This is a genomic window from Sphingomonas sp. UBA978 (assembly GCF_002292295.1).
Lineage (GTDB): Bacteria > Pseudomonadota > Alphaproteobacteria > Sphingomonadales > Sphingomonadaceae > Sphingomonas.
Genome location: NZ_DBBS01000016.1, coordinates 90,971 through 117,466 on the forward strand (window position 1 = coordinate 90,971; position 26,496 = coordinate 117,466).

A 26,496-nucleotide genomic window follows, 5' to 3' on the forward strand; every position below is an offset into this window, starting at 1 on the left:
CAGGTTTGCTGGCCTAGAAGGCTCGTGCGGATGTGGGGCGTCCGGGATTTTTCCCCCTGTTGCCCGGACGATAGTCACCACTTCCCGCCTGCGTGACGAACGCTAGGTCGGCCCTCGCTCCATGCCCCCGGAGCGGGGGCCTTTCTGCGTCGGCGTGTCGTGCAGGCGCGTCCGGCGACATGGGCTTCGCCCGTGCCCCGTGCCGATCGCCCGACCTTGCCCGCCCCCCGCGCCCGACCTAGATGCGGCCTGTGAAGATCGTCTCCTGGAACATCAATTCGGTCCGCTTCCGGATCGCCATCGTCGAGCAGTTCCTGCGCGAGGCCGAACCGGACATCCTGTGCCTGCAGGAAACCAAGGTGATCGACGCCGACTTCCCGTTCGAAACCTTCCGCGCGCTCGGCTACGAGCATATCGTCATCCACGGCCAGCGCATGCACCACGGCGTCGCGATCCTCAGCCGCGTACCGATCGTCGCCGACGACCGCTTCGACTGGCAGGCCAATCGCGAGGCGCGGCATGTCGGCATCCGCCTGCCCAACGGCGTCCGTCTGGAGAATGTCTACGTCCCCGCCGGCGGCGATGTGCCGGACCGCGACGTGAACCCGAAGTTCGGGCAGAAGCTCGATTTCGTCGAACGGATGACCGCCTGGTCGCAGGATCTGGCGGTGCCGACGATCCTGACCGGCGATTTCAACATCGCGCCGCTGCCGAGCGACGTGTGGAGTCACAAGGCGCTGCTCAAGGTCGTCAGCCACACCCCGATCGAGGTCGCGGCGCTCGACCGGTTGCAGGCGTCGAACGACTGGGTCGATCTCGGCCGCCACTTCCACCCCGCCCCAGCCCGGCTCCACACGTGGTGGAGCTATCGCTCGCCCGACTGGACGAAGAACGATCGCGGCCGGCGCCTCGACCATATGTGGGCGACCGGCGACGTTGCCGCGCAGGCGGTGGCCCACACCGTCTTCGAAGATTGTCGCAGCTGGCTCAAGCCGTCGGACCATGTGCCGATCATGACCGAGTTCGCCTTTTGACCGCGGCGCGGGACGTCGCGCGCGCGATCGACGCGCTGCGCCGCGGCTGGCCGATCGCGATCCAGGCGCCGGGCGAGGCCCCCCTGACCCTGCTCGCGGTCGAGACCGCCGATCCGGTCGGGCTGGCCGCATTCGCGCCCGACGGCTTTCCGCTGCTGATCTCGAGCGGGCGGGCGGCGACGTTGAAGCTGACCAACCAGCTCGCCGCCGCCGATCCGGATACGCCGGTGGTGATCGAACCGGCACCCTGGCTCGACTTCAACACCGCCGTGGCGCTCGCCGATCCGCAATTCGATCTCGCGACGCCGCTGAAGGGCCCGTTCCGCACCGCGGCGGTGACCCGGCCCGTCGCGAGCCTTGCCGCGATCCGGCTGGCGCGGATCGCGGGGCTGCTGCCCGCCTTCGTCATCGACGGCGCGGACCCCGAACTGACGATCACCCCCGCCGGCATCGACGGGCATCAGGACGCCGGGACATTGCGCCTCGCCACCCGTGCCCGCCTGCCGGTCGACGGTGCCGAGGATGCGGAGATCGTCGCCTTTCGCGCCGCCGATTCGAGCGACGAGCATGTCGCGCTGCTGATCGGCCAGCCCAACGGATCGCCGCCGCTGGTGCGGCTGCACAGCGAATGCCTGACCGGCGACGTGCTCGGCAGCCTCAAATGCGACTGCGGTCCGCAACTGCGCGCCGCGATTCAGGCGATCCGCGCCAACGGCTGGGGCATCCTGCTCTACCTGCGTCAGGAGGGGCGCGGCATCGGCCTCGTCAACAAATTGCGCGCCTATGCCCTGCAGGATCAGGGCTTCGACACCGTCGATGCCAACACGCGGCTGGGATTCGCGGTCGACGCCCGCGATTTCGGCGTGGCGGCGCGGATGCTCGACCTGCTCGGCCAGCGCGACGTGCGGCTGCTGACCAACAATCCCGCCAAGGTCGCGGGACTGGAAGCCGCCGGCGTGCACGTCGCGGAGCGGGTACCGCACGCGCTGCCGCCCAATCCGCACAACGAACGCTATCTCGCAACCAAGCGCGACCGCACCGGCCACCAATTGTAGCCGCTCGCGCCGGCGTTCAGGCCGACAGCGCCAGCGCCTCCGGATCGATCAACCCCGTCAGCCGTCGCGCCGCCCGCCGGGCGAAGGCCAGCGTACAGCGTTTGCGCACATGCGCCGGCAGCGGCACGGTATGCGCCTCGCGCACGATCGCCGCATCGTAGCGATCGGCGACGATCACCCCGGTCCGTTCGGGCAGGAAAGCATGGCCGTCGAGCGGCGTGGTGTCGAACCCGGCCGGCACCGCCCAGTAATAGCGATCGCAGGAGCCCAGATAATCGGGCCATTTGCCGTCGCCCATCAGATCGGCGCGCGACACCTTGATCTCGACGATCACCAATTGCCCGCGCGCGTCGATCGCCATCAGGTCGGCGCGGCGGCCGCCCTCCACCGGGACTTCCGGGATGGTGGTGAGGTCGTGGCGGAGCAGCATCCGCGTCACGCCGCGCGCGACATCGGCGGCACAAATGGCGGGATCGCCGCCATCCAGACACGAAACGGGGGCCATGTCCAACATGACCCCCGCTTAGGAACATTCAGCGAACGGAGCAAGAGCCCCGCCGGTATTCGTGTTCGAAATCAGCGATAGAAAACGTGGTTGCCGATCATCGCGATCTTGGTGACGTTGCCACCCGGGCGACGATCCGGCGTGTTGAAGAACAGCGCCTTGGGAGCGGGGCTGTCCCATTCCGCATCGAGCGCGACGCGAGCGACGGCCAGCGCGGTGCGCCAGGCGGTGCGACCCTCGTCGATCGACGGGATTTCGCCGCCGCGCACGAAGCTGAACTGGCCGCGCTGCTTGACGACCGAGCAGACGTCGGACGGGAAGCGGCCCGACTTCGAACGGTTGATGATGACGTTGGCGACGGCGAGCTGGCCCGCGAGCGGCTCGCCCTTGGATTCGAAATAGATCGCGCCGGCGAGGCAGCGCTGCGTCGCATCGACCTGCGCGCTGTCCTGCGCTGCAACGGCTTCGGCGAGGCTGTCGTAATCGTCGTCTTCGGTCATCGCGACCGCGGGGAGGGGCTGCACCACCGCCTGGGCGGGGCCGAACTGCGGCGTGACGCTGGCAGCAGGGGCGGGGGCGTCAAGTGCGGGAACCGATGCGGGGGCCGCCGGGTTGTTACCCTGAAGAGTCGAGGTCGGGGCCGGAATCGCACCGCGATTGAGGTCCGAGGCCCGGACTGGCGAGCTGTGGCTGATGAGGCCCGCCAGAGAGAAAGTCATCACCGCGATGGCCGCGGCGCGCTGCATAATCGTCATTAACGTATTCGATATGCGGTTGGACCACGGACCCGATCGGCTGGCCGATCGTCCGGGCATCCCCCCGACTGCGTCACCGACCCGGATCGCACCCAGGCGCGGCACAACGCGCTTTCACTGTGCGCGAGGCCATCGTCACAGCAGCGTCATGTGTCAATTCGACAGGATCGTTTCAGCGGCGAACCGTTCGGCTTCCGGGATGTCCAGTTCCACGACCCACAGATCGGGATCGTTCATCCGCCGCCGCCGCCAGTAGGATTCGGCGCCGTCGGAAGGGACCGAATCGGTCAGGGATATTGCTCCATCCATGCCGATCGTGCGTTCCAGAACCCGTACGGGACCTGAACGATCCTCGATCAGCACCAGGATCGCGCCACCCTGCGGGTCGCCCTTGGCGCGGACCATCGCGATGCCGCCGGCGTCGTTGACCCGCCGCAGGAGCACGCCAATGGTCAGGTGCGTCGGCAGGCGGGCGGTCATCGCCCGGTCACGCGGGACGATAGCCGGGCAGGCCGGACAGCGCGATCTGCGAGCGCATGAAGGTGCCGGTGCCGCGCGCCGCTTCCTCGCCATCCGCATCGATCAGCCGCGCATCCGCGACATAGACGCGCCGCTTGCCGCTGATCCAGCGACCCTCGGCAACGACCGGCCCCGCCTTCAGCGGACGAGTGAGCAGCAGGTTGAACGCGGTGGTCAGCAGGAACCGGTCGGTGACGAGGCTGTTCGCCGCGTAAAAGGCGGCATCGTCGAGCATCTTGAAGTAGCTGGTGCCGTGGACCGCGCCGGCGGCATGATAATGCCGTTCGTCGAGGTTGAAGTGGATGCGCGCCACGCCGGCCTCGACGATCTCCAGTCGGGAATCGAACAGGCGGTTGATCGGTGCTGCGGCGTAGAGCGATTCGAGGCTGCGGAAATGCGCGCTCGCGCCGGCGTCAGGCGGCATCGCGCGCAGCATCGGCGGTGAACAGCGCATAAAGCGCATCCGGCGACCCCGCGCCGCGCAGCTTGGCGAGAAACGTCCGGTCGCGCAGGCGGCGCGAGACGCGCGCCAGCGCCTTCAGATGCTCCGCCCCGGCATCGACCGGCGACACCAGCATGAAGACGAGGTCGACCGGCAGATCGTCGACCGCGTCAAATTCGATTGGCTGCGCGAGCCGCATGAACACGCCGGTGACCGTATCGATATCCGGCAGCCGCGCATGCGGGATGGCGACGCCGCCGCCGAAGCCGGTCGACCCGATCTTCTCGCGCGCCGCCAGCCGTTCGGCGGTGAGCCGCCCGTCGAGGCCGAGCGCATCGGTGGCGGTGCAGAGCTGGACGAACAGCGCCTTCTTATGGGCGACGGCGACGTCCTTGTAGACCGCCTCCGGGCGCAGCAGATCGCTGAAGTCGTTCATGGCTGACTCGAATTTCGAAGAAAAGGACCCCGCCGGACCCCGTAGACGATCCGGCGGGGTTGCGACAGATCAGCTGGCGGCGGGCTGCTGGACCTGCTGGCGCTGCGGTTCGACCCAGCCGATGGTGCCGTCGCCGCGGCGATAGACCATGTTGTAGGCGCCGGTGCCGGCATTCTTGAACAACAGCGCAGCGGTGTTGCGCAGATCGAGCATCATCACCGCATCGGACACGCTGGCATCGGGAATGTCGACGCGGGTTTCGGCGATGATAAGCGGCGCGTCGCCGACATCCTCCTCGCTGACCGTCTCCTGGAACAGCGTATAGCCGGCATTGTCATAGCCCATATCCTCCTGGATCGCCGCCGCCTCGCTGGCATGCCGATCCTTCAGGCGGCGCATGTAGCGGCGCAGCTGCGTCTCGATCTTGGCGGCCGCGCCATCGAAGGCGAGATGCGCCTCCTGCGCCTGATGGCTGCCCTTGAGCACCAGCCCCTTCATGACGTGGACGACGATGTCGCATTTGAAGCCGACGTCGTGCGGCCCCTTGCCGAACGTCACCTCTGCCGAGAGGGCGCGGGCGAAATATTTCGTGGCGATACCCTGAAGCCGGTCGCTCACATGATCCTTGAGCGCGTCGCCGGTCGCGACCTGATGACCAGAGATCCGGATATCCATTGTCTTCTCCATTGATGTGGGCTGGCCTGTTGGCCTTCACCCGATTGGCGTTATTCGAACGCCGCGACCCCCCAAAGCGGATCCTGCAATTTCGAAACAAATGCCGCATGCGCCGCAAGTTCCGTATCGGACGGCCGGAACGTGCGCGGCGGCCGCACCGTCACCGGGCGGCGCACGACGATCTGCGCCGATTCGACGACCGGCGCATCGTCGACCAGCCCCAATCCGATCTGGCGGCCGCCGAGCAGCTCGACATAGACCTGCGCGAGCAGCTGCGCGTCGAGCAGGGCGCCGTGCAGCACGCGATGCGACCGGTCGACGCCGAACCGCGAACACAGCGCGTCGAGCGTATGCTTGGCGCCGGGGTGGCGGCTGCGCGCGATCTGCAGCGTGTCGACCATGCGGTTGATGTGGACGATCTGCCGCCCGCAGCGGGTCAGCTCGCCGTTGAGGAAGGAAAAGTCGAATCCGGCATTGTGCGCGACCAGCGGCGCATCGCCGAGGAAGTCGATCAGATCGTCGACCGCCTCGGCGAACTTCGGCTTGTCGCTCAGAAACGCTTCGGAGATGCCGTGCACCGCCTGCGCCTCGGCCGGCATGTTGCGTTCGGGATGGTAATACGCGTGGAAGGTGCGGCCGGTTTCGACCCGGTTGACCATCTCGACGCAGCCGATCTCCACCAGCCGGTCGCCCCCGGCGAAGCTCAGGCCGGTGGTTTCGGTATCGAAGACGATTTCGCGCATGCCACCTCTATCCGCCTGTGGCGGGCACCATGCAAGCGATCACATGGCGGACGGTGTCGCGCGTCCGGTCGAGCGACACGTCGGTGGGGATGACGAAGTCGGCACGCGCGCGCTTGTCCGCGTCCGGCAGCTGGCGGGCAAGGATCGCGTCGAATTTCGCGGGCGTCATGGTGGCGCGCGCGAGCGTGCGGGCGCGCTGCACCTCCGGGGCGGCGGAGACGACCGCAATCCGGTCGACCGCGCGGTCGCCGCCGGTTTCGAACAGCAGCGGCACGTCGAACACGACCAGCGGCGCGGCGGCGTTCGACGCGAGGAAGGAGGCGCGCTCCTCGCCCACCGCGGGATGGACGATCGCCTCAAGCCGCTTCATCGCCGCATCGTCGCCGAGCACCGCAGCGGCGAGGGCAGGGCGGTCGACGCCGCCCGCGCCGGTGGTGCCGGGAAACGCCGCCTCGATCGCGGCAACGACCCGGCCGCCGGGCCCTTGCAGGCGATGGACCGCGGCATCGGCGTCGAACACCGGCACCCCCTCGTCGGCGAACATCGCCGCGACCGTCGACTTGCCCATGCCGATCGATCCGGTCAGCCCCAGGGTAAGGGGACGTCCGGTCATGCCAGCAGCAGGTCGCGCAACTCGTCGTCGCGATCGCGCGGTGGCGCCGCACCGAAGAACAGTTCGAACGCGAGCGCCGCCTGCCCGATCAGCATCTCCAGCCCGTCGACCGTCTCCAGCCCGCGCGCCCGCGCGGCGGCGAGCAGCGGCGTCTCCAGCGGCGAATAGACGATGTCGTAGACGACCGCCTCCGCATCGAGCGCGCCGAGATCGAGGTCGAGCGGCGGCTGGCCGGCCATGCCGAGCGTGCTGGCGTTGACCAGCAGTGCCGATGGCGCCGCCGCCGGCTGCAGCGGCAACGCCTGCCCCTTGAGGCCGAAGGACGACAGCAGCACGCCGGCCTTCAGCGTGTTGCGGTTCATGATCGTCACCGGGCCGACGTCCATCCGCGCCAGCGCGAACAGGATCGCCCGCGCCGCACCGCCCGCACCGATGACCGTCACCGGCTTGCCGGCGAAGTCGAAGCCGGCGAGCGGCGCATAGAAGCCGCCGGCATCGGTGTTGGTGCCGACCGGCGTGCCGTCTTCGGCACGGAAGACGGTGTTGATCGCGCCGATCCCGCCGCGTACGTCGCCGCGGTCATCGACATGGTCGAGCGCGGCGAGCTTGTGCGGCATGGTGATGTTGCAGCCGCGCCAGTCGGGGTCTTCGCGGCGCTGCGTGAAGAACGCGGGCAGTTCCTCGGCCGTCACCAGCGTCTTGCGATATTCGGCGTCGAGCCCGAGCTGGTCGAGCCAGAAGCCGTGGATGACCGGCGATTTGGACTGGACGATCGGATCGCCGATCACTTCGGCATAAGGACGGGTCATGCGGGGATCACTTTGCGGACGCGGAGATAGTCGAGGACGTTGAGCAGCGGCAGGCCGAGCACGGTGAACTGGCTGCCGTCGATGCGACTGAACAATTGCGCGCCGGGGCCCTCGATCCGGTAGCAGCCGACGCAGCCGCTGATTGCCGGCCATTCCCGATCGAGATACGCATCGATGAACGCGGGCGAGAGCGGACGGACGTGCATCCGCGCCGCCTCGACATGCCGCCAGACCGGGCGACCGCCCTCCGCGATCACCGCGGCGCTCCACAGGTCGTGGCGCGCGCCGGACATGCGGGCGAGGTGCTCGGCGGCCTGTTCCCGGCTTTCCGGCTTGTCGAGCAACGTACCGTCCGTGAGCGCGACGACGCTGTCGCTGCCCAGCACGAGCCGGCCCGGCTGACGCAGGCTGACCTTCACCGCCTTCAGCTCGGCGAGCGCATCGGCGAGGTCGCGCGGCTTTGATCCGGCGAGTGCCGCCTTGGCGGCATCTTCGTCGACGCCCGCCGCGGTCGCGTCGAACGGCACGCCGGCGGCGGTGAGCATCGCGCGGCGGGATGCGCTCTGCGAGGCGAGGAGCAGGGGGGTCATGCTAATGTTTCCTCGTCATCCCCGCGCAGGCGGGGATCCAGACTGGCTGACGGCAGCGATGGATACGATGCGTTCGCGCCTATGGATCCCCGCATGCGCGGGGATGACGGAATTGGAAGACGGCAGTCGATCACACCACGCCCGCCTTGCGCTGGTTGGCGAGCGCGATGATCGCCGCCGCGGTTTCCTCGATCGAGCGGCGGGTGACGTCGATCACCGGCCAGCCGTTGTCGGCGAACATGCGGCGGGCATAAGCGATCTCGCGCGTCACCGCCTCCTCCTCGACATAGGCGGTGTCGGGCATCTGGTTGAGCGACAGCAGCCGGTTGCGGCGGATCTGGATCAGCCGGTCGGCACTGGTGGTCAGGCCGACGACCAGCGGGTTCTTCAGCCCGAACAGGATGCGCGGCGGCGGGCTTTCGACGACGATCGGGATGTTAGCGGTCTTCCAGCCGCGATTGGCGAGGTAGATCGAGGTCGGCGTCTTCGACGAGCGGGAGACCCCGGCGAGGACGATCTCCGCCTCCTCCCAATCCTCCGACGCGATGCCGTCGTCATGCGCGATCGTCCACTGGATCGCATCGACCCGCGCGAAATAGGCGGCGTCGAGCGCGTGCTGGCGACCGGGACGCGCCTTCGCCTGCTGGCCGAGCAGCCCCGACAGCGCATCGTTGACCGGATCGAGCGGCGCGACCGCGGGCAGGCCAAGGGCAAGGCAGCGCTGTTCGAGGATGCGGCGGGTCGCGACGTTGACCAGGGTGAAGATCACCAGACCCGGGTTCTGCGCGATCTCCTGCAGAATGCGTTCGAGATGCGCCTCGGTGCGGACCATCGGCCAGAAATGACGGACCGTCTCAACGTCGTCATATTGCGCGAGCGCCGCCTTGGCGATGTTCTCCAGCGTCTCGCCGGTGGAATCCGACAGCAGATGGAGGTGGAGGCGCATCATATCGCCCGCCCTCCCGCGCAGGGCGCGGTGCCGGCCCGCGTCCTCAACGAGGGTTCTGACGACAGGCACGGTTCTGTGGATAACATGGGCGGAACGGATAGGATAAGTCGGCACCCTCGCCAACCCGCCGTCGCGCCGTGGACAACCCGCATATTGTCCACATTTGCGCTCACAGGGCATGGTTTTATCCACAGCCTGTGGATGATGGGGACGGGCAATCCCGAATCCCCGCGGAATCGCCGATCCTTGCCGGTCAACCTGTGGGTGGTTAGGGCATGAAACCGCTTATCCCGTTATCCACGTGCCAACCACTGCATCATCCTTTCTCAAGATTCTTTTATAGGAAGAAGCCCTGTCCGATCCTGTGAACAAGCCGCTCCTCGCGACGTTGCGCGGTGCGAAACCGGCCGTGCCACCGATGTGGCTCATGCGTCAGGCCGGACGCTACCTGCCCGAGTATCGTGCGCTGCGGGCGGAGAAGGGGGGCTTCCTCGCGCTCGCCACCGATCCCGATGCGGCGGCGGAGGTGACGGTCCAGCCGATCCGACGCTTCGGCTTCGACGGGGCGATCCTGTTCTCGGACATCCTGATGGTGCCTTGGGCGCTGGGGCAGGACCTGACCTTCGGGCCGGGCGAGGGACCGCGGCTGACGCCACCGCTGATCGATACCGCACTGAACGCGCTGCAACGCGTGCCTGAGCGCCTCGAGCCGGTCTATGGTACCTGCGAGCGGGTCGCCGCGGCTTTGCCGCCAGAGACCAGCTTTCTGGGCTTTGCCGGCTCGCCGTGGACGGTGGCGACCTATATGGTCGCGGGCCAGGGATCGAAGGACCAGCATGAGACGCGCGGCTTCGCCTATGCCGACGAGGGCGCGTTTCAGGCGATCGTCGATGCGATCGTCGCGATGACGGTGGAGTATCTGGCGCGCCAGATCGCCGCGGGGGTGGAGGCGGTGCAGCTATTCGACAGCTGGGCGGGATCGCTGTCGCCGGCGCAGTTCGAACGCTGGGTGATCGCGCCCAATGCGGCGATCGTCGCGGGGTTGCGCGCGCGCTGCCCGGACGCCTGCATCATCGGCTTTCCCAAGGGCGCGGGCGGCAAGCTGCCCGCCTATGCGCGCGAGACCGGGGTGGATGCGATCGGACTGGACGAGACGGTCGATCCCGTCTGGGCCAATGCGGTGCTGCCGGCCGGGCTGCCGGTGCAGGGCAATCTCGACCCGCTGGCCCTGATGGCCGGCGGTGCGGCGCTCGACGACGGCACCGACCGGGTACTGGCGGCGTTCGCGGACCGGCCGCATGTCTTCAACCTCGGCCATGGCATCGGCCAGTTCACGCCGATCGCGCATGTCGAGCAACTGGTCGCGCGGGTGAGGGGATCGTGATGGACGTACTGGCGGGTGCCTATCTGTGGATCGTCGCGGCGCATGTGATCTTCGTCATCTTCTGGATGGCGGGCCTGTTCATGCTGCCGCGCTACCTCGTCTATCATCAGGAGGCGCTGGTCGCGGGGCGGAGCGAGGAAGCGGCCTTGTGGGTCGAGCGAGAGGGCAAGATCCGCGCGATCATCCTGACCCCCGCGATGATCGCGGTGTGGCTGCTCGGCCTGCTGCTCGCCACCATCGGCCAGCATTGGGGCGAGGGGTGGTTGCATGCGAAATTGCTTTTCGTGCTGCTGCTGTCAGGCTATCACGGCTGGGCGGTCGGCTATGCGCGCAAGCTCGCGAAGGGCGTGATGCGGTTCGACGGGCGGCGATTGCGCATGCTCAACGAGGTCCCGGCGCTGGCGGCGACGGTGATCGTCGTGCTGGTGTTCGTAAAGCCGTTCTGACGGCGGATCATCTGACCCCGCGCGCCAATCCGCTTGACGAACCGGCCGCCCCCTCTTACCTCCTGCTCTCGCGTAGAGCGGCCGTCCGGCCGCTCCGCGTTTCCTCTCCAGCTTTTCGTCGCTGCGGTTCCTTCGCCGACCCAAGCTATCTCCCCCGACTACGCATTCGGATTTTTCCATGCATCTCAAAGACTTGAAGAAAAAGACCCCCGCCGAGCTGGTCAGCATGGCCGAAGAGCTGGGGGTCGAGGGCGCCTCGACGCTGCGCAAGCAGGACCTGCTGTTCGCGATCCTGAAGGTGCAGGCCGAAAATGGCGACCAGATCATGGGCCTCGGCACGATCGAGGTCCTGCAGGACGGCTTCGGCTTCCTGCGCAGCCCGGAGGCCAATTATCTCGCCGGACCCGATGACATCTACATCTCGCCCAACCAGGTCCGCAAACACGGCCTGCGCACCGGCGACACCGTCGAGGGCGAGATCCGCGCGCCCAAGGACGGCGAGCGCTATTTCGCGCTGACCAAGCTCATCACCGTCAATTTCGACGATCCCGACGCGGTCCGCCACCGGGTCAACTTCGACAACCTCACGCCGCTCTATCCGGAATCGAAGCTGACGCTCGATCCCGCCGATCCGACGCAGAAGGACAAGTCGGCGCGTGTTATCGACATCGTGTCGCCGCAGGGCAAGGGCCAGCGTACGCTGATCGTCGCGCCGCCGCGCGTCGGCAAGACGGTGATGCTCCAGAACATCGCCCGCGCCATCTCGGACAACCATCCCGAGGTGTTCCTGATCGTGCTGCTGATCGACGAGCGGCCCGAGGAAGTGACCGACATGCAGCGGTCGGTGAAGGGCGAGGTCGTCTCCTCGACCTTCGACGAACCCGCGCAGCGCCACGTCCAGGTCGCCGAAATGGTGATCGAGAAGGCCAAGCGGCTGGTCGAGCACAAGAAGGACGTGGTGATCCTGCTTGACAGCATCACGCGTCTCGGCCGCGCCTACAACACCGTGGTGCCGTCATCGGGCAAGGTGCTGACCGGCGGCGTCGACGCCAATGCGCTGCAGCGGCCCAAGCGCTTCTTCGGTGCGGCGCGCAACATCGAGGAGGGCGGTTCGCTCTCGATCATCGCCACCGCGCTGATCGACACCGGCAGCCGCATGGACGAGGTGATCTTCGAGGAGTTCAAGGGCACCGGCAACTCGGAAATCGTCCTCGACCGCAAGGTCGCCGACAAGCGCGTCTTCCCGGCGTTGGACGTCGGCAAGTCCGGCACCCGCAAGGAAGAGCTGCTGGTCGACAAGGACAAGCTGTCGAAGCAGTGGGTGCTGCGCCGCATCCTCATGCAGATGGGGACGATCGACGCGATGGAGTTCCTGCTCGACAAGATGAAGAATTCGAAGACCAACGAGGATTTCTTCGACTCGATGAACCAATAGCCGGCCCGGACGGCGGGCCGGCGCCGCCGCCCCCCTCCGACGACAAGGCAAGCCAACAACGCGCGGGAGCCCATGGCTTTCGCGCGTTGCTGCGTTATGGACCTGATCGTCAACCGGGAGTGTGAAACGTGTCCATCATCGCCATGCTGAGCGCCGCCGCCGCCAGCGGGCCGGGGTCTCCGGCCGAGATCTGGCAGCATATCGTCAACGATTTTTCCAACATCACCAGCCCCGCCGCGCTGTCGGCCTTCTTTCAGGTGCTGATGATCGACATCGTGCTGGCCGGCGACAATGCGATCGTCGTCGGCGCACTGGCGGCGGGCCTGCCGATCGACCAGCGCAAGAAGGTCATCCTGATCGGCATCCTCGCGGCGCTGGTGCTGCGGATCATCTTCGCGCTCGCGGTCAGCTGGCTGCTCGGCGTCATCGGCCTGATCTTCGCCGGCGGTATCCTGCTGCTGTGGGTGGCGTGGAAGATGTGGCGCGAGCTGCGCGAAAACCACAATGCCGGATCGCCCGAGATCGACGGGGACGAAACCGCCGGCCTGCGTCCGGCCAAGAGCTTCGCCGCCGCCGCTTGGGCGGTCGCGGTCGCCGACGTGTCGATGAGCCTCGACAACGTGCTCGCCGTCGCCGGCGCGGCGCGCGACCATCCCGGCATCCTCATCATCGGCCTGCTGCTGTCGGTGGCGCTGATGGGCATCGCCGCGAACCTGATCGCCAAGTATATCGAGCGCTATCGCTGGATCGCCTATATCGGCCTGCTGGTGATCCTCTACGTCGCCGGCAAGATGATCTACGAAGGGGTCGTCGATCCCAACGTCGGGGTCATGAAGCTGTTCGGATAAGGGAAGGGGGGCCGTCGAGCCCCCCTTTTTCGTTCTGATCGATCAGCCGAGATGCTCGGCGAAGAAGGCGCCGGTACGGGCGTCCGCCTGCTCGGCAGCGGCATCGGAGCGCCGATCGCCGAACTCCGTCGCGAAGCCGTGATCCTCGCCCGGATAGTCGTACAGCGTCACCTTGGGGTGATCGTCCAGCCCGGCGTGCATCGCCGCCTGTGCTGCCTTGTCGACGAAATGGTCCTCCTCCGGCACGTGGAGCAGCACCGGCCTGGCGATGGCATGTGCCTCGCGCAGCAGGCCGTCGATGCCCACGCCGTAATAGCCGACCGAGGCATCGACGTCGGTCCGCGCCGCGGTCATGAAGGCGAGGCGCCCGCCGAGGCAATAGCCGACGACGCCGACCTTGCTGACGAGGCCGGTGCCGGCGAGCGCGTCGTTGAGTAGGCCGCGCGCGGTGCGGATCGTCGCTTCGATATCGCGGATGCCGGCATCCTGGTTGAACTTGCCCATCAGCCCGAGCGCCTGCTGCATCTCGTCGGGCACGTCGGGATCGAGCTGGATACCCGGAGCGATCGGCCAGAACAGGTCGGGAGCAAGCGCGAGATATCCTGCCGCTGCCAGCGAATCGCACTTGCTGCGGATTCCGGCGTTCACCCCGAATATCTCCTGGATGACGACGATCGCTGCTTTGGGAGTGCCGGCCGGTTCGGCAACATAGGCGTCGAACGTGCCGTTGCCGTCGAGTGTCTCGATCTGGATGGTCTTGGTCATGGGGGGTCCTCTCGCGCGTCGGGGCGTGCTGGGCTATGCAATGCGCCACAGGGCTGCTCAAGGGGCGATGCGCAATGAAGGTGACGGTGGATATCGATCTGACCCCGGAGGAGGCACGCCGCGCGATGGGCCTGCCCGACCTCACGCCGTTGCACGAACGCTATATCGCATCCCTGCTCGAAACGATGAACGGACAGGTTCGCCCGGAACTGCTCGAGAACATGATGAAGAGCTGGACGCCCATGAGCGAGGCCGGTTTCGCGATGTGGCGGCAGATGTTCGAACAGGCGACGAAGACCGGCAATTGATGGACACGATCTTCGCGTTGTCGAGCGGCGCGGCGCCGGCGGGGATCGGGGTGATCCGGGTAAGCGGCCCGCAAGCGTTCGCCGCCGTGACGCGGATTGCCGGATTGCTGCCGCCGGTCCGCAGCGCGCGGGTGCGGGCCTTGCGCGACGATCGGGGCAATCTGCTCGATCGCGCGCTGGTGCTGGTCTTTCCCGGTCCGGCGACGGCGACCGGCGAGGATCTGGCCGAACTGCATTGCCATGGCGGGCGCGCAGTGATCGCTTCGGTGCTCGCGACGCTGGCGGCGCAGCCCGGCCTGCGACCCGCCGTCGCCGGTGAGTTCACCCGGCGCGCGCTGGCGAACGGGCGCATCGATCTGGCCGAGGCATCAGGCCTTGCCGACCTGCTGTCGGCGGATACCGAACGGCAGCGGATCGCGGCGCTGGCCGCGGCCGAAGGGATCGTCAGCCAGCGAGTGCGCGACTGGCTCGATCAGTTGGCGATGCTCGCCGCGTTGATCGAAGCGCAGCTCGACTTCGCGGATGAGGACGATGTCGCCGGTGACGATGCGGCGCTCGCGTCCATCCGTGTGGGCAAGGCGGCGCTGGCCGCGGAATTGCGCGCGGTGCTCGCCAATCCATCGGTCGAGCGGCTGCGTGACGGCGTGCATGTCGTTCTCGCCGGCCCGCCGAACAGCGGCAAGTCGACGCTGGTCAATCTGCTCAGCCAGCGCGAGCTGGCAATCGTGTCGCCGATCGCGGGGACGACACGCGACCGGATCGAGGCGACGGTGACGCGGGCGGGGCTGGTCTACGTCCTTACCGACACCGCCGGACTGACCGAGAGCGACGATCCGGTCGAGCGGATCGGCGTGACGCGGGCCGAGGCATCGGTCGCACGGGCGGACCTGTTGCTGTGGCTCGGGGACGCGCAGCCACCGCGACCCGATGCGGTCTGGGTACGCGCGCGGGCGGATCAGCCGGACCGTCAAGCCGTGCCGGACGCGGAGGTGAGCGTGTCGCAGAACGACTTGGCCAGCATCGAGGCGCTGTGGAATATCATCGCCGATCGCGCGGAACGGCTGTTGCCGCGGGGCGACGCGATCACCTTTCGCGAGAGCGAGCGGGACGCATGCCGGCACGCCCTTTCGGCCCTGGAGGAGGACGAGGGCGATCCGCTCATCATCGGTGAGCAATTGCGTCTCGCCACCCGCGCGCTGGGGCAGATCCTTGGGATCGATGCGACGGAGGCGATGCTGGACAATCTGTTCGGCCGCTTCTGTATCGGCAAATGATGTTCCACGTGGAACAGTTTTGACCTGACCGCACCACTCGCTTAGGCGCAGATCATGTATGACGTGATCGTCGTCGGCGGTGGCCATGCCGGCACCGAAGCCGCCGCAGCCGCCGCGAGGCGTGGAGCCAATACCCTGCTCATCAGCCACGACCGCCGCTATATCGGCGCGATGTCGTGTAATCCCGCGATCGGCGGGCTGGGGAAGGGGCATATCGTCCGCGAGGTCGACGCCTTCGATGGCCTCATCGGCCGGGCCGCCGATGCCGCGGCGATCCACTATCGCATGCTCAACCGCAGCAAGGGCGCGGCGGTTCACGGCCCGCGCGTGCAGGCGGACCGGCGGCTTTATGCCGGTGCGGTCCAGCGGATGCTTGCGGCCCAGCCGTGCCTGACGATCGGCGAGGGGGATGTCGATGCGCTGGTGCTGACCGGCGATCGCGCAACCGGCGTCGTGCTGGCGGACGGAAGCCATATCCACGGCCGTACCATTGTCCTCGCCACCGGCACGTTCCTGGGCGGCCGGATGTTCCGTGGCGACGAACGGCACGAGGGCGGGCGAATTGGCGAACGGCCGGCACGCAAGCTCGCCGAACAGCTCCGCGCCTTGGCGCTGCCGCTGGAACGGCTCAAGACCGGCACGCCGCCACGGCTTGACGGCCGCACGATCGACTGGGGTCGACTGGAGGAACAGCATTCCGATCCCGAGCCCTGGACGATGTCGCCGATGGCCGGGCGGCGGCTGTTGCCGCAGGTCGCCTGTGCGATCACCCGCACCAATGCGGCGACCCATGATGCCATCCGCGGTGGCCTCGATCGGTCGCCTTTGTTCGGGGGCGCGATCGAGGGGCAGGGGCCACGCTATTGTCCGTCCATCGAAGACAAAGTCCATCGCTTCGGCGACCGCGATGGCCATCAGGTCTTCCTCGAACCCGAGGGGCTGGACGATGCGACCGTCTATCCGAACGGACTATCCACCTCTCTGCCGACCGACGTCCAGGCGGCGATGATCCGCAGTATCGCCGGGCTCGAACGCGCCGCGATCACCATGCCCGGCTATGCGGTCGAATATGACTATCTCGATCCGCGGGCGCTGGACGCGCGACTGGCGCTGGCCGCGATCCCCGGTGTCTATTGCGCGGGCCAGCTCAATGGCACGACCGGCTATGAGGAGGCAGCCGGACAGGGGCTGATCGCCGGGCTGAACGCGGCCGCCGAGGCGTGCGATCTCGAACCCTGCGTACTCGATCGCGCGTCGAGCTATACCGGGGTGATGATCGACGATCTGGTGCTTCAGGGCGTGACCGAACCGTATCGCATGCTCACCGCGCGTGCTGAGTTTCGGCTGTCGCTGCGCGCCGACAATGCCGAAACCCGGTTGGGCGAGACGGCGGCGCGGTTGGGCTGCCTCGGTGGCGAGCGGCTGGCGCACCAGCATCGTCGCGCCGGGGAACGATCGCATGTGCGCCAGCTGTTGGCAGCGGAGCGTACGGCTTTGGACCTTGCCCGGCTGGGCGTGCAGGTGGCGCAGGATGGCAGCCGGCGTACGCTGTACGACTGGCTGCGGATGCCATCGGTGATGCTCGAGGTCGTGGCGCTGGACGTGTTCACCGTAGCGGGCGACGCGGTGCTGACTGAAATTGTCGAGGATGCGCGTTATGCGCCCTATCTCGAGCGGCAGGCGGAAGAGGTGGCGCGGATGCGGCGGGAGGAGGCTGTCCCGCTCCCCGACGGGCTGGACTATGCCGCGATACCGGGTCTGTCGAACGAGATGATCGATCGACTGACCGTGGCACAGCCGGGGTCGCTGGGGGCGGCTTCGCGGGTGCGCGGGGTCACGCCGGCAGCGCTGTCTGCCATCTATCTCTATGCACAGCGGCGGGCGGCATGACCGAGGACGAAGCCAGGGCAAAGATCGCCGACCGGTTCGGCGACCGGAAGACGGAGCGGGTGGCGGCATTCCTCGACCTCGTCCGCGAAGAGAATGCACGGCAGAACCTGATCGCGCCCTCCACGATCCCGATGATCTGGGCACGGCACAGCCTGGACTCGGCACAGCTATTGTTTCACGTGGAACAATCGATCGGCGCATGGCTGGACATCGGCACGGGCGGCGGCTTCCCCGGCATCATCGTTGCGCTCCTGCGCGACGGGCCGGTCACGATGGTCGAACCGCGGAAGAAGCGCGCCGACTTCCTGCAGGATTGCGTCGACCGGCTGGGCATTTCCAATGCGGTCGTCCTCGCCAGCAAGGTCGAAGCGGTATCAGGGCGTTTCGCGGTTATTTCGGCGCGTGCGGTCGCATCCGTCGAAAAGCTTTTGCAAGCGGCAGGGCATTGCGCCACACCGGACACGCGGTGGATATTGCCTCGGGGGCGGATCGAGCCGGACCAGCTCGACATTCTCCGACGTGACCGAACCCGATTGTTCCACGTGAAACATTCCGTGACCGATCCGGATTCTTCGATCCTGATCGTCGAGCGCAGCAGGGGACCTGCACGATGACGACTATTGCGGTGGCCAATCAGAAGGGCGGCGTCGGCAAGACGACCAGCGCGATCAATCTCGCCACGGCGCTGTCGGCCACCGGCAAGAGCGTGCTGCTGATCGATCTCGATCCACAGGGTAACGCCTCGACCGGCCTTGGCGTCGGCCACGCACAGCGCGGTCGGTCGAGCTATCACGTCCTCGTCGGCGAGGCGGAGATCGCGGATGCGGTCATCACCACCCGCGTTCCCCGGCTCGATCTGGTCCCCGCGACGCAGGACCTGTCGGGTGCGGAGATCGAACTGGTCGAGTTCGATCACCGCACCCACCGGCTCGACCGGGCGCTGGCACAGGTGAAGGGGCGGTGGGACATCATCCTGATCGACTGCCCGCCGTCGCTCGGTCTGCTGACGATCAACGCCATGGTCGCGGCGGACAAATTGCTCGTGCCGCTGCAGTGTGAATTCTTCGCGCTGGAGGGGCTCTCGCAATTGCTGACCACGGTCGAGCGGATCCGCGAACGGTTCAATCCCGGCCTCGCCATCCTCGGCGTTGCGCTCACCATGTACGATCGCCGCAACCGGCTGACCGAACAGGTGTCGGCCGACGTGCGCGCGGTGCTGGGGCGGGTCGTGTTCGACACGGTGATCCCGCGCAACGTGCGACTGTCCGAAGCGCCGAGCCACGGGCTGCCGGCCCTGATCTACGATCACCGCTGCTCCGGCTCGCAAGCCTATATCGATCTCGCGCGCGAGCTGATCGCGCGCCTGCCGCAGACGACGGCGGTGGCGGCGTGAGCGATGCGACGAAGCGGGCCGGCCGGCCGGGCGGGCTCGGTCGCGGGCTGAGCGCGCTGCTCGGCGAGATGGCGAGCGAAGCCCCCGTCGCACCGGGCACGAAGGGCAGCGTCCCGACCGGCGTGCGGATGCTGCCGGTCAGCGCGCTGTCGCCGCATCCCGACCAGCCGCGCCGGCATTTCGACGATGCCCTGCTCGACGAGCTGGCGGCATCGATCGCGTCGCGCGGGCTGATCCAGCCGATCGTCGTTCGCCCGCACGGCCACGACTATCAGATCGTCGCCGGCGAACGCCGCTGGCGCGCGGCGCAACGCGCACGATTGCACGAGGTGCCGGTCGTCGTCCGCGACTTCGACGATGCGCAGACGCTCGAGATCGCGCTGATCGAGAACATCCAGCGTCAGGACCTCAACGCGATCGAAGAGGCGCAGGCCTATCAACGGCTTGCCGGCGATTACGGCCATACGCAGGAGGCGCTGGCCAAGATCGTCCACAAATCGCGGAGCCATGTCGCCAACCTGTTGCGATTGCTGGAACTTCCGGCGGCGGTGCAGGATCGGGTGACCGACGGATCGCTGTCGATGGGGCATGCCCGCGCGCTGCTCGGCGCCCGCGACGTCGAGACGCTGGCGGAGCAGGTGGTCGCGCGCGGCCTGTCGGTGCGCGAAACCGAAAAGCTCGCCAAGGGTGCCAAACCCGAACGGGCAGGGGGCGGTGGCAGCCGCCACCCCGCACCCGCCGCGGCGCCGGATGCCGATATCGCCGCGCTCGAACGGCAATTGTCCGATCTGCTCGGCCTGCACGTCCGTGTGGCGCATAGCGAGAAGGGCGGCACGTTGACGCTGACCTATGCGACGCTCGACCAGCTCGACATGGTCTGCCAGCGCCTGACCGGCGATACGATCTGATGATCCTGCGATCGGACGAACATGACGACCTGCCCGCGGGTGACGGCGTCATGCGGGTACATTGGTTCCGCCCGGCGGACGCGGGCCGCTATCCGGGGCTGGTGCTCTATTCGGAGATCTATCAGGTCACCGCGCCGATCCGGCGACTGGCGGCCTGGTTCGCGGGCCATGGCCATATCGTCGCGGTGCCGGAGGTCTATCACGATTATGAGGCGCCGGGGACGGTGCTGGCCTATGATGCTGCAGGCACCGATCGCGGCAATGCGCTGAAGTTCGCCAAGCCGGTGGCGGCGTTCGATGCCGATGCCACGCGCACGCTGGATGCGCTGGCGGCCCATCCGGCGTGCAACGGCCGGCTGGGGACGGTCGGCGTCTGCCTCGGCGGGCATCTCGCCTATCGGGCGGCGCTCGATCCGCGCGTCGCGGCGGCCGCGCTCTTCTATCCGACCGATATCCACTCCGGCACGTTGGGCGAGGGGCAGTCGGACGACAGCCTCGCCCGCATGGCCGAATTGCAGGCGGAAACCCTGTTCGTCTTCGGGCGGCAGGACCCGCATGTGCCCTTCGCCGGCCGCGAGGCGATCCGCGCGCGGCTGGAGGCGGTCGGCGCGACCTATCAATGGCATGAGGTCAATGCGCAGCATGCGTTCCTGCGCGACGAGGGGCCGCGTTACGACCCGGCGTTGTTCGCCGAGGCGACGGGCTGGGCGCTGTCGCTGTTCGCGCGGGTGTTGACGCCGCGCTGATCTCAGCCGCGGCGCTCGACGCCGCGGGTCAGCTCGGTCAGCGCATGGTCGGCCAGCACGCTGCCGGCATTGCCGCTGGCCATCACCGCGCGCTCGGCATGGCGGACGCGGGTGAGGGCGGTCGACAACATCGCCGGATTCCAGCGGCGCAGCGCCTGCGCCATGCTCTGCTCCTCGCGGAAGAAGATGCGGTGGCGCTTGAAGACCGTGTCCTGCGTCGCGCCTGCGTCGATCTCCGCCTTCATCTCGGCGAGCGTCATCAGCTTGCGGGCCAGCAGCCGCAACCAGGGGATGGGGGAGGTGCCGGCCTCGCCCAATTTTGCAAGTTCGGCGCCGAGCATTGCGGTGTGGCCGGTGACGACCGCATCGACGACCTGACTCATCTCCGCCTCGCCCAGATCGGCACCGATCGCGTCGAGCGCGGCATCGTCCAGATCGTGCGGCCGGTCCGGTGCGGCGTCGAGGAACAGCGCGAGCTTCTCGACCTCGCGTGCCAGCACCGCGCGATCGCCGCCACAGGAGACCGCCAGCCGCGCCGCGACGCTACCGCCGGGGCGCAGGCCGTGGTCGCGTGCCATCCCGGCCGCCAGCCGCTCCAGATCGGCGGCACTGGGCTCATAGGCGGCAAAGGCCATCGCCCGGCGCGAATCGATCGCCAGCTTGACGATCTTTGCGGTCGATTTGACCGTGGGGGCGAGCGCAACCACCGGGTTGCCGGCGTGTTCGGCCGCCAGCAGCGCGGTGAACGCCTCCAGACATTCCTCGCCAGCGGCGGCGACGCGGATATGCCGCGCGCCGCCGAACAGCGACAGGGAGGCCGCCTCGTCGGACAGGCGCGCCGGATCGGAGCGCAAGACCGCGCCGTCGAGGTCGACGCGTTCCGCCTCCGGCCCCATCGCCCTGGCGAGGATGCCGGCCAGTTCGGCGGTCGCGGACCCGTCGGGACCGTGGAGCAGATAGAGGCGGATGTCGGGGGAGGGGCGTTCGAGCGCGGACCGTATGTCGCGCGCATTCGCCTTCACCGCGGGGCCTCGGGGGTGCCGCGGCGCTGCGCATAGAGAGCGAGGCGGGCGACGATCTGGTCGGCGACGATCCCCGCGAGCCGCTCCAGCGCGGTATTCTCCGCCGCGATCGTCGCATATTCCGACTGGACGACGTCGATCCCGGCGTCCGACCCGGCGGTCGCATCGATCAGCACGCTGCCGTCGGTCAGGTTCACCAGCTGATAGCGCGCGCGCAGCGTGCGGCGTTCGCGGGTGACGCTGTCGTCGCGGCGGACGCCGAAGCCGGCGATCCGGTCGTCGAGCCGCACGTCGAGCCGGTATTGCGGCGTGCCGCTCGCCGCCAGCCGGTCGCGGAGCGCGTTGCTCATCAGCCAGCCCGACTTGCCGTCGATCGGCGCGACCTCGACATTGGCGAGCGTGGCGGCGACCGCCCCGCCGGCGCCGCCGCCGTAGAGCGGCTTGAGGCCGCAGCCGGCGAGCGCCAGCGCGAGCGGGGCGAGGAGCAGCAGCCGCCTCATGCGACGATATTCACCAGACGTCCGGGCACGACGATCACCTTCTTGGGGGCCTTGCCGTCCAGGATACGGACGATCTTGTCGGACGCCATCGCCAGCGCCTCGAGTTCTGCGCGCGGCAGGTCCTTCGGCACGGTCAGCGTGTCGCGCAGCTTGCCGTTGACCTGGATCGCGATCGTCGCCTCGTCCTCGACCAGCAGCGTCGGATCGACCTGCGGCCAGGCGGCGTCGGCGATCAGGCCGTCGAAGCCGTTGGCGGCCCAGGCTTCCTCGGCGACGTGCGGCACCATCGGCGAGACGAGCAGCATCAGCGTGTGGATCGCGGTGCGGCGCGATGGCGAAGGCGCGGCGCGTTCGATCGCGGTGCAGAGCTCGTAGATCCGCGCCACCGCCTTGTTGAAGGCGAGCGCCTCGATATCCTGTTCGATGGCGCGGATGGTCTGGTGGAGCTTGCGGTCGAGCGCAGGGTCACCTGCGCCGGAGCCCTCGGCGCCGGGTTCGGCACCGTCGCCGTCGAACAGACGCCACAGCCGCTGGACGAAGCGCCACGCGCCCTCGATCCCCGACTCGCTCCACGGCAGGTCGCGTTCGGGCGGGGAATCGGACAGCATGAACCAGCGCGTCGCGTCGGCGCCGTATTGATCGACGATCGGTTCGGGATCGACGGTGTTCTTCTTCGACTTCGACATCTTCTCGACGCGGCCGATTGTGATCGGGTTGCCGGTCGCGACCTCGATCCCGTCACGGACGTCGTCGGGCGACAGCCAGCGGTTGTCCGACGATTTGTACGTCTCGTGCGTCACCATGCCCTGCGTGAACAGGCCGGTGAACGGCTCGGCGATGTCGAGCAGGCCCAGATGTCGGAGCGCGCGCGTCCAGAAGCGCGCGTAGAGCAGGTGGAGGATCGCATGCTCCACGCCGCCGATATATTGCCCGACCGGCAGCCAGCTTTCGGCAACGGCGCGGTCGAACGGCCGGTCCTTGGGCTGGCTGGCGAAGCGGATGAAATACCAGCTCGAATCCGCGAACGTGTCGAGCGTGTCGGTTTCGCGCACCGCGGGCTTGCCGCAGGACGGGCAATCGACATGCTTCCACGTCGGATGGCGATCGAGCGGGTTGCCGGGCACCGCGAAGGACACGTCCTCGGGCAGGACGACGGGCAACTGGTCCTTGGGCACCGCGACCGCGCCGCAATCGGCGCAATGGACGATCGGGATCGGGGTCCCCCAATAGCGCTGGCGGCTGACGCCCCAGTCGCGCAGGCGGAACACGGTCGAGCCCTTGCCCCAGCCGCCCGCCTCGGCGCGGGTGATGACCGCACGCTTGGCGTCCTCGACATCCATGCCGTCGAGGAAATGCGAATTCACCAGCGCGCCGGGACCGGTATAGGCCTCGTTGCCGGCGAACAGGGCATCGGTCGTATCCCCGTCGGAGACGACGCGCTGTACGGCGAGGCCATATTTGCGGGCGAAGTCGAGATCGCGCTGATCGTGCGCCGGCACGCCCATGACCGCGCCGGTGCCATAATCCATCAGCACGAAGTTCGCGATGTAGATCGGCAACCGCCGGGTTGCGTCGAACGGATGCGCTGCGGTGAGGCCGGTGTCGAAGCCGAGCTTTTCCTGCGTCTCCAGCTCGGCCGCGGTGGTGCCGCCCTGCTTGCAGAGCGCGATGAACGCGGCGACCTCGGGACGGTCGGCGATGGCTTGCGCGATCGGGTGGTCGGCGGCGATCGCGACGAAGCTGGCGCCGAAGATCGTGTCGGGCCGGGTCGAGAAGACCTCGACCGTGCCGCCGTCCGAGACGGCGAAGCCGAAGGTCAGGCCCTGACTCTTGCCGATCCAGTTCTCCTGCATCAGCTTGACCTTGTCGGGCCAATGTTCGAGCGCGCCGAGCCCCTCGATCAGTTCGTCGGCGAAGTCGGTGATCTTGAGGAACCACTGGCTGAGCTTGCGCTTCTCGACCAGCGCGCCCGATCGCCAGCCGCGGCCGTCGATCACCTGTTCGTTGGCGAGCACGGTCATGTCGACCGGGTCCCAGTTGACCGCCGATTCCTTGCGATAGACCAGCCCCGCGGCGAACATGTCGAGAAACAGCGCCTGTTCGTGGCCGTAATAATCGGGCTTGCACGTCGCCAGCTCGCGCGACCAGTCGAGCGCGAAGCCGAGGCGCTTCAGCTGCGCCTTCATCGTCTCGATATTGGCGAGCGTCCAGGTGCCGGGGTGGACGCCCTTTTCCATCGCCGCATTCTCGGCGGGCATGCCGAACGCGTCCCACCCCATCGGGTGGAGCACCTCATAGCCGCGCATCCGGCGGTACCGCGCCAGCACGTCGCCCATCGTATAGTTGCGGACGTGGCCCATGTGGATGCGCCCCGACGGATAGGGGAACATCTCCAGCACGTAGCTCTGCGGCTTGCCGCTATGATCGCGGGCGGCAAAGGTCTGGCGGTCGTCCCAGACCCTCTGCCAGGTCTGGTCCGCCTTCAGCGCGTTGAAACGCGTAACCATAATGGCGCTTATCCGGCGATCGAGGCGCGGCGCAGGTCGCGGGCGCGGGTGAGGATGACGTCCTCCAGCTTCTGCGTGGTGGCGGCGGCGACGGGGGCGGACACCCACTGACCGCCACGGTTGACCTCGCGCAGCGCCGCGACGCGCACGGCGTCGGCGCGCAGGTCCTGGTCGAGGATCGACACGGTGACTTTCATCCGCTCGGACGGGACCTGCGGATTGACGTACCAGTCGGTGACGATGACGCCGCCGTTGGAATCGGTCTGCACCAGCGGCATGAACGACAGCGTGTCGAGGCTGGCGCGCCACAGATAGGCGTTGACGCCGATCGTCGTGACCTTGGAGGCGGCGAGGTCGGTCTTGGCGACAGCATTGCCGCCGCGGCCGCCGCAGGCGGCGAGCGGCAGGGCGATGGCGGCGACCATGAGGGCGGTGCGCAACGAGCGGATCATGGGCGAAACTGTCCTGCGATAAAAAGGGCGCTCTCGCTCTATAGATGCGGGGGGGCACCCGCAAGCGACGCTTGGTGGCAGACACCGGTGGCGCGACGTTCCAGAATCTGTGTGCCTATTGCAACAGTCGGACAAAATGATGCGTCGGGCAGCAACGCTTCCATATTGGCACGGGCCGGAATCGTGTTAGGCGCGTTGCAGCGGGAGTCGAGGGGACTGCTAGTGTTTGCCGAGCGTGCCGTGGGGCGTGCAGTGACTGTGATGATGGCGGGAGCGCTGGTCGCTACCGGTGTCGTCGTCGCGCCTGCCTTCGGTGCCAGCGAACGCGCACAGCCGGCCAAGCGTCCGATCACGGCGCGAATCGCCGGATCGTTCACCCCGGCCGCCGCCGATCCGCGCCTCGCCGCGGCGATCGCCCGTGGCGGCCTCGACGGCGCCGATTTCCGCTTCACGCCTGCAGAGGCCCGCGACAAGCGCGCGGTGACCGTCGCGGTCCGCGCCCGGACCAACCGCACGGCGCTGGTCGATGCCAGCCGTACCGGCGCAGCCACGGCACCGACCGTCGGCATCCAGCCGATCGCCTATAATCTGGGCGTGTCGGTGGGCTGGAAGCGCTTCGCCGTATCCGGCGCGGTCAACCGCGTCGATCTCGGCCCGATCCCGGGCAGCCGCGAATCGACCGACGTCGCGCTCAGCTATCGCACCGGCCGCGCGAGCAGCCGCATCGTCGCGGTCGCCGATCGCCCGCTCGAGAACACGCCGAAGCTGACGCAGGAACTGCCGAGCTATTCGGTCGACGTCAGCAGCTCCTACGCGCTGACCCGCAACCTCGATGTCACCGCGGGCATGCGCTATCGCTCCGATCGCGAGCGGCTGGCGCGGCTCGACGACACCCGACGCGACAGCCAGTCGGTCTACGTCGGCACCGCCTTCCGCTTCTGATCCGGCGGATCGTAGGTCGCGTCTAGCGGCGGGCGACTACCAGTCCGTCGATCGCCGCCCAGCCGACGAAGCCATAGCGGCGCAATCGCAGCCAGCGTTTCGCGGTCATGCCCCCCATCGCGATACGCTCGGCCCGCAACCCGCGGGCGATCGGCAACGCCCGGCGCACCCCCAGCGGCGTCGCACCGACGTGCGATCGCGTCGCGAACAGCGGCGATACGAACAGCCAAGTCGCGCCCGCCCGCATCGCCGCCACCGCCTCGCGGCGATCGTGCGCCGCATGGGTGAGCGCGCGCCGGCCGTTATGCGCGCCGGCCCCCGGCAGGCCGCCCGCGACGCTGATCCGCAGGCCGCGCGCCTGCGCCAGCCGCCGCACGCGCAGGAACAGACGATGCCGCTCCGCGCGCGGCACATCGTAATGGCGGAACACCACACCCGCCCCCGGCGGCAGCGCCAGCAGGGTCGGCAGCAGCGCGTCGCCGATCCGCGCATCGGTCATCAGCCAGGCGTGGCGGCGGGGCGCGCAATTGCGGTTCAGATTGGCCACCGGG

The 26,496-nt window shown here is 68.1% G+C and carries 31 protein-coding genes; 14 read left to right on the top strand and 17 right to left on the bottom strand.

Features of this window, described 5'->3' with window-relative positions:
* Window positions 1–242: 242 nt before the first annotated feature.
* On the top strand, window positions 243–1,034 hold the full coding sequence (locus B2515_RS09215; protein WP_293875913.1) for an exodeoxyribonuclease III: 792 nt from the start codon (window positions 243–245) through the stop codon (window positions 1,032–1,034).
* Window positions 1,031–2,089, top strand: coding sequence for a GTP cyclohydrolase II (gene ribA, locus B2515_RS09220; RefSeq protein ID WP_293875914.1), 1,059 nt, complete (start codon window positions 1,031–1,033; stop codon window positions 2,087–2,089). Before B2515_RS09215 ends, ribA begins: the two co-directional genes overlap by 4 nt.
* A 16-nt stretch (window positions 2,090–2,105) precedes the next feature.
* Here the strand turns inward: ribA and B2515_RS09225 are convergent, their stop codons facing one another.
* From B2515_RS09225 to B2515_RS09275, 11 genes are all read right to left on the bottom strand, one after another.
* A complete protein-coding gene (locus B2515_RS09225; protein ID WP_293875915.1) occupies window positions 2,106–2,603 on the bottom strand; it encodes an MmcB family DNA repair protein in 498 nt (165 codons plus the stop codon).
* Window positions 2,604–2,665: 62 nt separating this feature from the next.
* The gene (locus B2515_RS09230; protein WP_293875916.1) at window positions 2,666–3,349 is read right to left on the bottom strand and encodes a cell wall hydrolase; all 684 of its coding nucleotides are present in this window, start codon (window positions 3,347–3,349) and stop codon (window positions 2,666–2,668) included.
* Window positions 3,350–3,502: 153 nt separating this feature from the next.
* The gene (locus B2515_RS09235) at window positions 3,503–3,829 is read right to left on the bottom strand and encodes a DUF1491 family protein (protein WP_293875917.1); all 327 of its coding nucleotides are present in this window, start codon (window positions 3,827–3,829) and stop codon (window positions 3,503–3,505) included.
* A 7-nt stretch (window positions 3,830–3,836) separates the two neighbouring features.
* Window positions 3,837–4,292 (bottom strand): PaaI family thioesterase, encoded by a 456-nt coding sequence (locus B2515_RS09240; RefSeq protein ID WP_293875918.1) that lies wholly within the window; start codon window positions 4,290–4,292, stop codon window positions 3,837–3,839.
* Window positions 4,282–4,746, bottom strand: a complete 465-nt coding sequence (locus B2515_RS09245) for a PTS sugar transporter subunit IIA (protein ID WP_293875919.1) — start codon at window positions 4,744–4,746, stop codon at window positions 4,282–4,284. Before B2515_RS09245 ends, B2515_RS09240 begins: the two co-directional genes overlap by 11 nt.
* A 69-nt stretch (window positions 4,747–4,815) precedes the next feature.
* Window positions 4,816–5,421, bottom strand: coding sequence for a ribosome hibernation-promoting factor, HPF/YfiA family (gene hpf / locus B2515_RS09250; RefSeq protein ID WP_293875920.1), 606 nt, complete (start codon window positions 5,419–5,421; stop codon window positions 4,816–4,818).
* 50 nt (window positions 5,422–5,471) lie between these two features.
* Window positions 5,472–6,164, bottom strand: a complete 693-nt coding sequence (gene dnaQ, locus B2515_RS09255) for a DNA polymerase III subunit epsilon (RefSeq protein WP_293875921.1) — start codon at window positions 6,162–6,164, stop codon at window positions 5,472–5,474.
* Between the two features lie 7 nt (window positions 6,165–6,171).
* On the bottom strand, window positions 6,172–6,777 hold the full coding sequence (coaE, locus tag B2515_RS09260) for a dephospho-CoA kinase (RefSeq protein WP_293875922.1): 606 nt from the start codon (window positions 6,775–6,777) through the stop codon (window positions 6,172–6,174).
* Complete coding sequence (locus tag B2515_RS09265) at window positions 6,774–7,586, bottom strand: shikimate dehydrogenase family protein (RefSeq protein ID WP_293875923.1); 813 nt, start codon at window positions 7,584–7,586, stop codon at window positions 6,774–6,776. Before B2515_RS09265 ends, coaE begins: the two co-directional genes overlap by 4 nt.
* Complete coding sequence (locus tag B2515_RS09270; protein ID WP_293875924.1) at window positions 7,583–8,176, bottom strand: Maf family protein; 594 nt, start codon at window positions 8,174–8,176, stop codon at window positions 7,583–7,585. The genes B2515_RS09265 and B2515_RS09270 overlap by 4 nt, the downstream gene beginning before the upstream one ends.
* Before the next feature lie 130 nt (window positions 8,177–8,306).
* A complete protein-coding gene (locus B2515_RS09275) occupies window positions 8,307–9,125 on the bottom strand; it encodes a pyruvate, water dikinase regulatory protein (RefSeq protein WP_293875925.1) in 819 nt (272 codons plus the stop codon).
* A 364-nt stretch (window positions 9,126–9,489) separates the two neighbouring features.
* Here B2515_RS09275 and hemE point away from each other — a divergent pair, with 364 nt between their 5' ends.
* The 4 genes from hemE to B2515_RS09295 all read left to right on the top strand — a co-directional run bounded on the left by hemE (window position 9,490) and on the right by B2515_RS09295 (window position 13,238).
* Window positions 9,490–10,509, top strand: coding sequence for a uroporphyrinogen decarboxylase (hemE, locus tag B2515_RS09280; protein ID WP_293875926.1), 1,020 nt, complete (start codon window positions 9,490–9,492; stop codon window positions 10,507–10,509).
* Window positions 10,509–10,955, top strand: a complete 447-nt coding sequence (locus B2515_RS09285; protein WP_293875927.1) for a CopD family protein — start codon at window positions 10,509–10,511, stop codon at window positions 10,953–10,955. The genes hemE and B2515_RS09285 overlap by 1 nt, the downstream gene beginning before the upstream one ends.
* 178 nt (window positions 10,956–11,133) lie before the next feature.
* Window positions 11,134–12,390, top strand: a complete 1,257-nt coding sequence (rho, locus tag B2515_RS09290; RefSeq protein WP_293875928.1) for a transcription termination factor Rho — start codon at window positions 11,134–11,136, stop codon at window positions 12,388–12,390.
* A gap of 143 nt (window positions 12,391–12,533) precedes the next feature.
* Complete coding sequence (locus B2515_RS09295) at window positions 12,534–13,238, top strand: TerC family protein (protein ID WP_414711381.1); 705 nt, start codon at window positions 12,534–12,536, stop codon at window positions 13,236–13,238.
* Window positions 13,239–13,280: 42 nt separating this feature from the next.
* Here the strand turns inward: B2515_RS09295 and B2515_RS09300 are convergent, their stop codons facing one another.
* Entirely contained in the window at window positions 13,281–14,003 is a 723-nt protein-coding gene (locus B2515_RS09300) for a dienelactone hydrolase family protein (protein WP_293875930.1), read from the bottom strand.
* 74 nt (window positions 14,004–14,077) lie between these two features.
* Here B2515_RS09300 and B2515_RS09305 point away from each other — a divergent pair, with 74 nt between their 5' ends.
* From B2515_RS09305 to B2515_RS09335, 7 genes are read left to right on the top strand one after another with little or no spacing between them, the layout of a single operon-like run.
* Entirely contained in the window at window positions 14,078–14,311 is a 234-nt protein-coding gene (locus B2515_RS09305; protein WP_293875931.1) for a DUF6489 family protein, read from the top strand.
* Window positions 14,311–15,585 (top strand): tRNA uridine-5-carboxymethylaminomethyl(34) synthesis GTPase MnmE, encoded by a 1,275-nt coding sequence (gene mnmE / locus B2515_RS09310; RefSeq protein WP_293875932.1) that lies wholly within the window; start codon window positions 14,311–14,313, stop codon window positions 15,583–15,585. The genes B2515_RS09305 and mnmE overlap by 1 nt, the downstream gene beginning before the upstream one ends.
* Window positions 15,586–15,639: 54 nt before the next feature.
* Window positions 15,640–17,475, top strand: coding sequence for a tRNA uridine-5-carboxymethylaminomethyl(34) synthesis enzyme MnmG (gene mnmG, locus B2515_RS09315; protein ID WP_293875933.1), 1,836 nt, complete (start codon window positions 15,640–15,642; stop codon window positions 17,473–17,475).
* Window positions 17,472–18,089, top strand: coding sequence for a 16S rRNA (guanine(527)-N(7))-methyltransferase RsmG (gene rsmG, locus B2515_RS09320; protein ID WP_293875934.1), 618 nt, complete (start codon window positions 17,472–17,474; stop codon window positions 18,087–18,089). Before mnmG ends, rsmG begins: the two co-directional genes overlap by 4 nt.
* On the top strand, window positions 18,086–18,868 hold the full coding sequence (locus B2515_RS09325; protein ID WP_293875935.1) for a ParA family protein: 783 nt from the start codon (window positions 18,086–18,088) through the stop codon (window positions 18,866–18,868). The genes rsmG and B2515_RS09325 overlap by 4 nt, the downstream gene beginning before the upstream one ends.
* Window positions 18,865–19,776, top strand: coding sequence for a ParB/RepB/Spo0J family partition protein (locus B2515_RS09330; protein ID WP_293875936.1), 912 nt, complete (start codon window positions 18,865–18,867; stop codon window positions 19,774–19,776). Before B2515_RS09325 ends, B2515_RS09330 begins: the two co-directional genes overlap by 4 nt.
* A complete protein-coding gene (locus B2515_RS09335; protein WP_293875937.1) occupies window positions 19,776–20,522 on the top strand; it encodes a dienelactone hydrolase family protein in 747 nt (248 codons plus the stop codon). Before B2515_RS09330 ends, B2515_RS09335 begins: the two co-directional genes overlap by 1 nt.
* Window positions 20,523–20,524: 2 nt before the next feature.
* Here B2515_RS09335 and holA read toward each other — a convergent pair whose 3' ends face one another.
* From holA to B2515_RS09355, 4 genes are read right to left on the bottom strand one after another with little or no spacing between them, the layout of a single operon-like run.
* On the bottom strand, window positions 20,525–21,544 hold the full coding sequence (gene holA, locus B2515_RS09340) for a DNA polymerase III subunit delta (protein WP_293875938.1): 1,020 nt from the start codon (window positions 21,542–21,544) through the stop codon (window positions 20,525–20,527).
* On the bottom strand, window positions 21,541–22,044 hold the full coding sequence (gene lptE / locus B2515_RS09345; protein ID WP_293875939.1) for an LPS assembly lipoprotein LptE: 504 nt from the start codon (window positions 22,042–22,044) through the stop codon (window positions 21,541–21,543). The genes holA and lptE overlap by 4 nt, the downstream gene beginning before the upstream one ends.
* Window positions 22,041–24,551, bottom strand: coding sequence for a leucine--tRNA ligase (leuS, locus tag B2515_RS09350; RefSeq protein WP_293875940.1), 2,511 nt, complete (start codon window positions 24,549–24,551; stop codon window positions 22,041–22,043). Before leuS ends, lptE begins: the two co-directional genes overlap by 4 nt.
* 8 nt (window positions 24,552–24,559) lie before the next feature.
* Window positions 24,560–25,003, bottom strand: coding sequence for a DUF3576 domain-containing protein (locus B2515_RS09355; RefSeq protein WP_254288074.1), 444 nt, complete (start codon window positions 25,001–25,003; stop codon window positions 24,560–24,562).
* Window positions 25,004–25,267: 264 nt separating this feature from the next.
* Between B2515_RS09355 and B2515_RS09360 the strand changes: the two genes are divergently transcribed.
* On the top strand, window positions 25,268–25,945 hold the full coding sequence (locus tag B2515_RS09360; protein ID WP_293876035.1) for a hypothetical protein: 678 nt from the start codon (window positions 25,268–25,270) through the stop codon (window positions 25,943–25,945).
* A gap of 22 nt (window positions 25,946–25,967) precedes the next feature.
* Here the strand turns inward: B2515_RS09360 and B2515_RS09365 are convergent, their stop codons facing one another.
* The gene (locus B2515_RS09365) at window positions 25,968–26,492 is read right to left on the bottom strand and encodes a thiamine phosphate synthase (protein WP_293875941.1); all 525 of its coding nucleotides are present in this window, start codon (window positions 26,490–26,492) and stop codon (window positions 25,968–25,970) included.
* Between the last annotated feature and the right edge of the window lie 4 nt (window positions 26,493–26,496).

What these genes read in the sequence shown, in the direction of transcription:
- B2515_RS09215 (WP_293875913.1), top strand. Translation starts at nt 243, where the DNA reads ATGCGGCCTGTGAAGATCGTCTCCTGGAACATCAATTCGGTCCGCTTC.
- B2515_RS09225 (WP_293875915.1), bottom strand. Translation starts at nt 2,603, where the DNA reads ATGTTGGACATGGCCCCCGTTTCGTGTCTGGATGGCGGCGATCCCGCC.
- B2515_RS09230 (WP_293875916.1), bottom strand. Translation starts at nt 3,349, where the DNA reads ATGACGATTATGCAGCGCGCCGCGGCCATCGCGGTGATGACTTTCTCT.
- B2515_RS09235 (WP_293875917.1), bottom strand. Translation starts at nt 3,829, where the DNA reads ATGACCGCCCGCCTGCCGACGCACCTGACCATTGGCGTGCTCCTGCGG.
- B2515_RS09240 (WP_293875918.1), bottom strand. Translation starts at nt 4,292, where the DNA reads ATGCCGCCTGACGCCGGCGCGAGCGCGCATTTCCGCAGCCTCGAATCG.
- B2515_RS09245 (WP_293875919.1), bottom strand. Translation starts at nt 4,746, where the DNA reads ATGAACGACTTCAGCGATCTGCTGCGCCCGGAGGCGGTCTACAAGGAC.
- hpf (WP_293875920.1), bottom strand. Translation starts at nt 5,421, where the DNA reads ATGGATATCCGGATCTCTGGTCATCAGGTCGCGACCGGCGACGCGCTC.
- dnaQ (WP_293875921.1), bottom strand. Translation starts at nt 6,164, where the DNA reads ATGCGCGAAATCGTCTTCGATACCGAAACCACCGGCCTGAGCTTCGCC.
- coaE (WP_293875922.1), bottom strand. Translation starts at nt 6,777, where the DNA reads ATGACCGGACGTCCCCTTACCCTGGGGCTGACCGGATCGATCGGCATG.
- B2515_RS09265 (WP_293875923.1), bottom strand. Translation starts at nt 7,586, where the DNA reads ATGACCCGTCCTTATGCCGAAGTGATCGGCGATCCGATCGTCCAGTCC.
- B2515_RS09270 (WP_293875924.1), bottom strand. Translation starts at nt 8,176, where the DNA reads ATGACCCCCCTGCTCCTCGCCTCGCAGAGCGCATCCCGCCGCGCGATG.
- B2515_RS09275 (WP_293875925.1), bottom strand. Translation starts at nt 9,125, where the DNA reads ATGATGCGCCTCCACCTCCATCTGCTGTCGGATTCCACCGGCGAGACG.
- B2515_RS09285 (WP_293875927.1), top strand. Translation starts at nt 10,509, where the DNA reads ATGGACGTACTGGCGGGTGCCTATCTGTGGATCGTCGCGGCGCATGTG.
- rho (WP_293875928.1), top strand. Translation starts at nt 11,134, where the DNA reads ATGCATCTCAAAGACTTGAAGAAAAAGACCCCCGCCGAGCTGGTCAGC.
- B2515_RS09295 (WP_414711381.1), top strand. Translation starts at nt 12,534, where the DNA reads ATGCTGAGCGCCGCCGCCGCCAGCGGGCCGGGGTCTCCGGCCGAGATC.
- B2515_RS09300 (WP_293875930.1), bottom strand. Translation starts at nt 14,003, where the DNA reads ATGACCAAGACCATCCAGATCGAGACACTCGACGGCAACGGCACGTTC.
- B2515_RS09305 (WP_293875931.1), top strand. Translation starts at nt 14,078, where the DNA reads ATGAAGGTGACGGTGGATATCGATCTGACCCCGGAGGAGGCACGCCGC.
- mnmE (WP_293875932.1), top strand. Translation starts at nt 14,311, where the DNA reads ATGGACACGATCTTCGCGTTGTCGAGCGGCGCGGCGCCGGCGGGGATC.
- mnmG (WP_293875933.1), top strand. Translation starts at nt 15,640, where the DNA reads ATGTATGACGTGATCGTCGTCGGCGGTGGCCATGCCGGCACCGAAGCC.
- rsmG (WP_293875934.1), top strand. Translation starts at nt 17,472, where the DNA reads ATGACCGAGGACGAAGCCAGGGCAAAGATCGCCGACCGGTTCGGCGAC.
- B2515_RS09325 (WP_293875935.1), top strand. Translation starts at nt 18,086, where the DNA reads ATGACGACTATTGCGGTGGCCAATCAGAAGGGCGGCGTCGGCAAGACG.
- B2515_RS09335 (WP_293875937.1), top strand. Translation starts at nt 19,776, where the DNA reads ATGATCCTGCGATCGGACGAACATGACGACCTGCCCGCGGGTGACGGC.
- lptE (WP_293875939.1), bottom strand. Translation starts at nt 22,044, where the DNA reads ATGAGGCGGCTGCTGCTCCTCGCCCCGCTCGCGCTGGCGCTCGCCGGC.
- leuS (WP_293875940.1), bottom strand. Translation starts at nt 24,551, where the DNA reads ATGGTTACGCGTTTCAACGCGCTGAAGGCGGACCAGACCTGGCAGAGG.
- B2515_RS09355 (WP_254288074.1), bottom strand. Translation starts at nt 25,003, where the DNA reads ATGATCCGCTCGTTGCGCACCGCCCTCATGGTCGCCGCCATCGCCCTG.
- B2515_RS09360 (WP_293876035.1), top strand. Translation starts at nt 25,268, where the DNA reads ATGGCGGGAGCGCTGGTCGCTACCGGTGTCGTCGTCGCGCCTGCCTTC.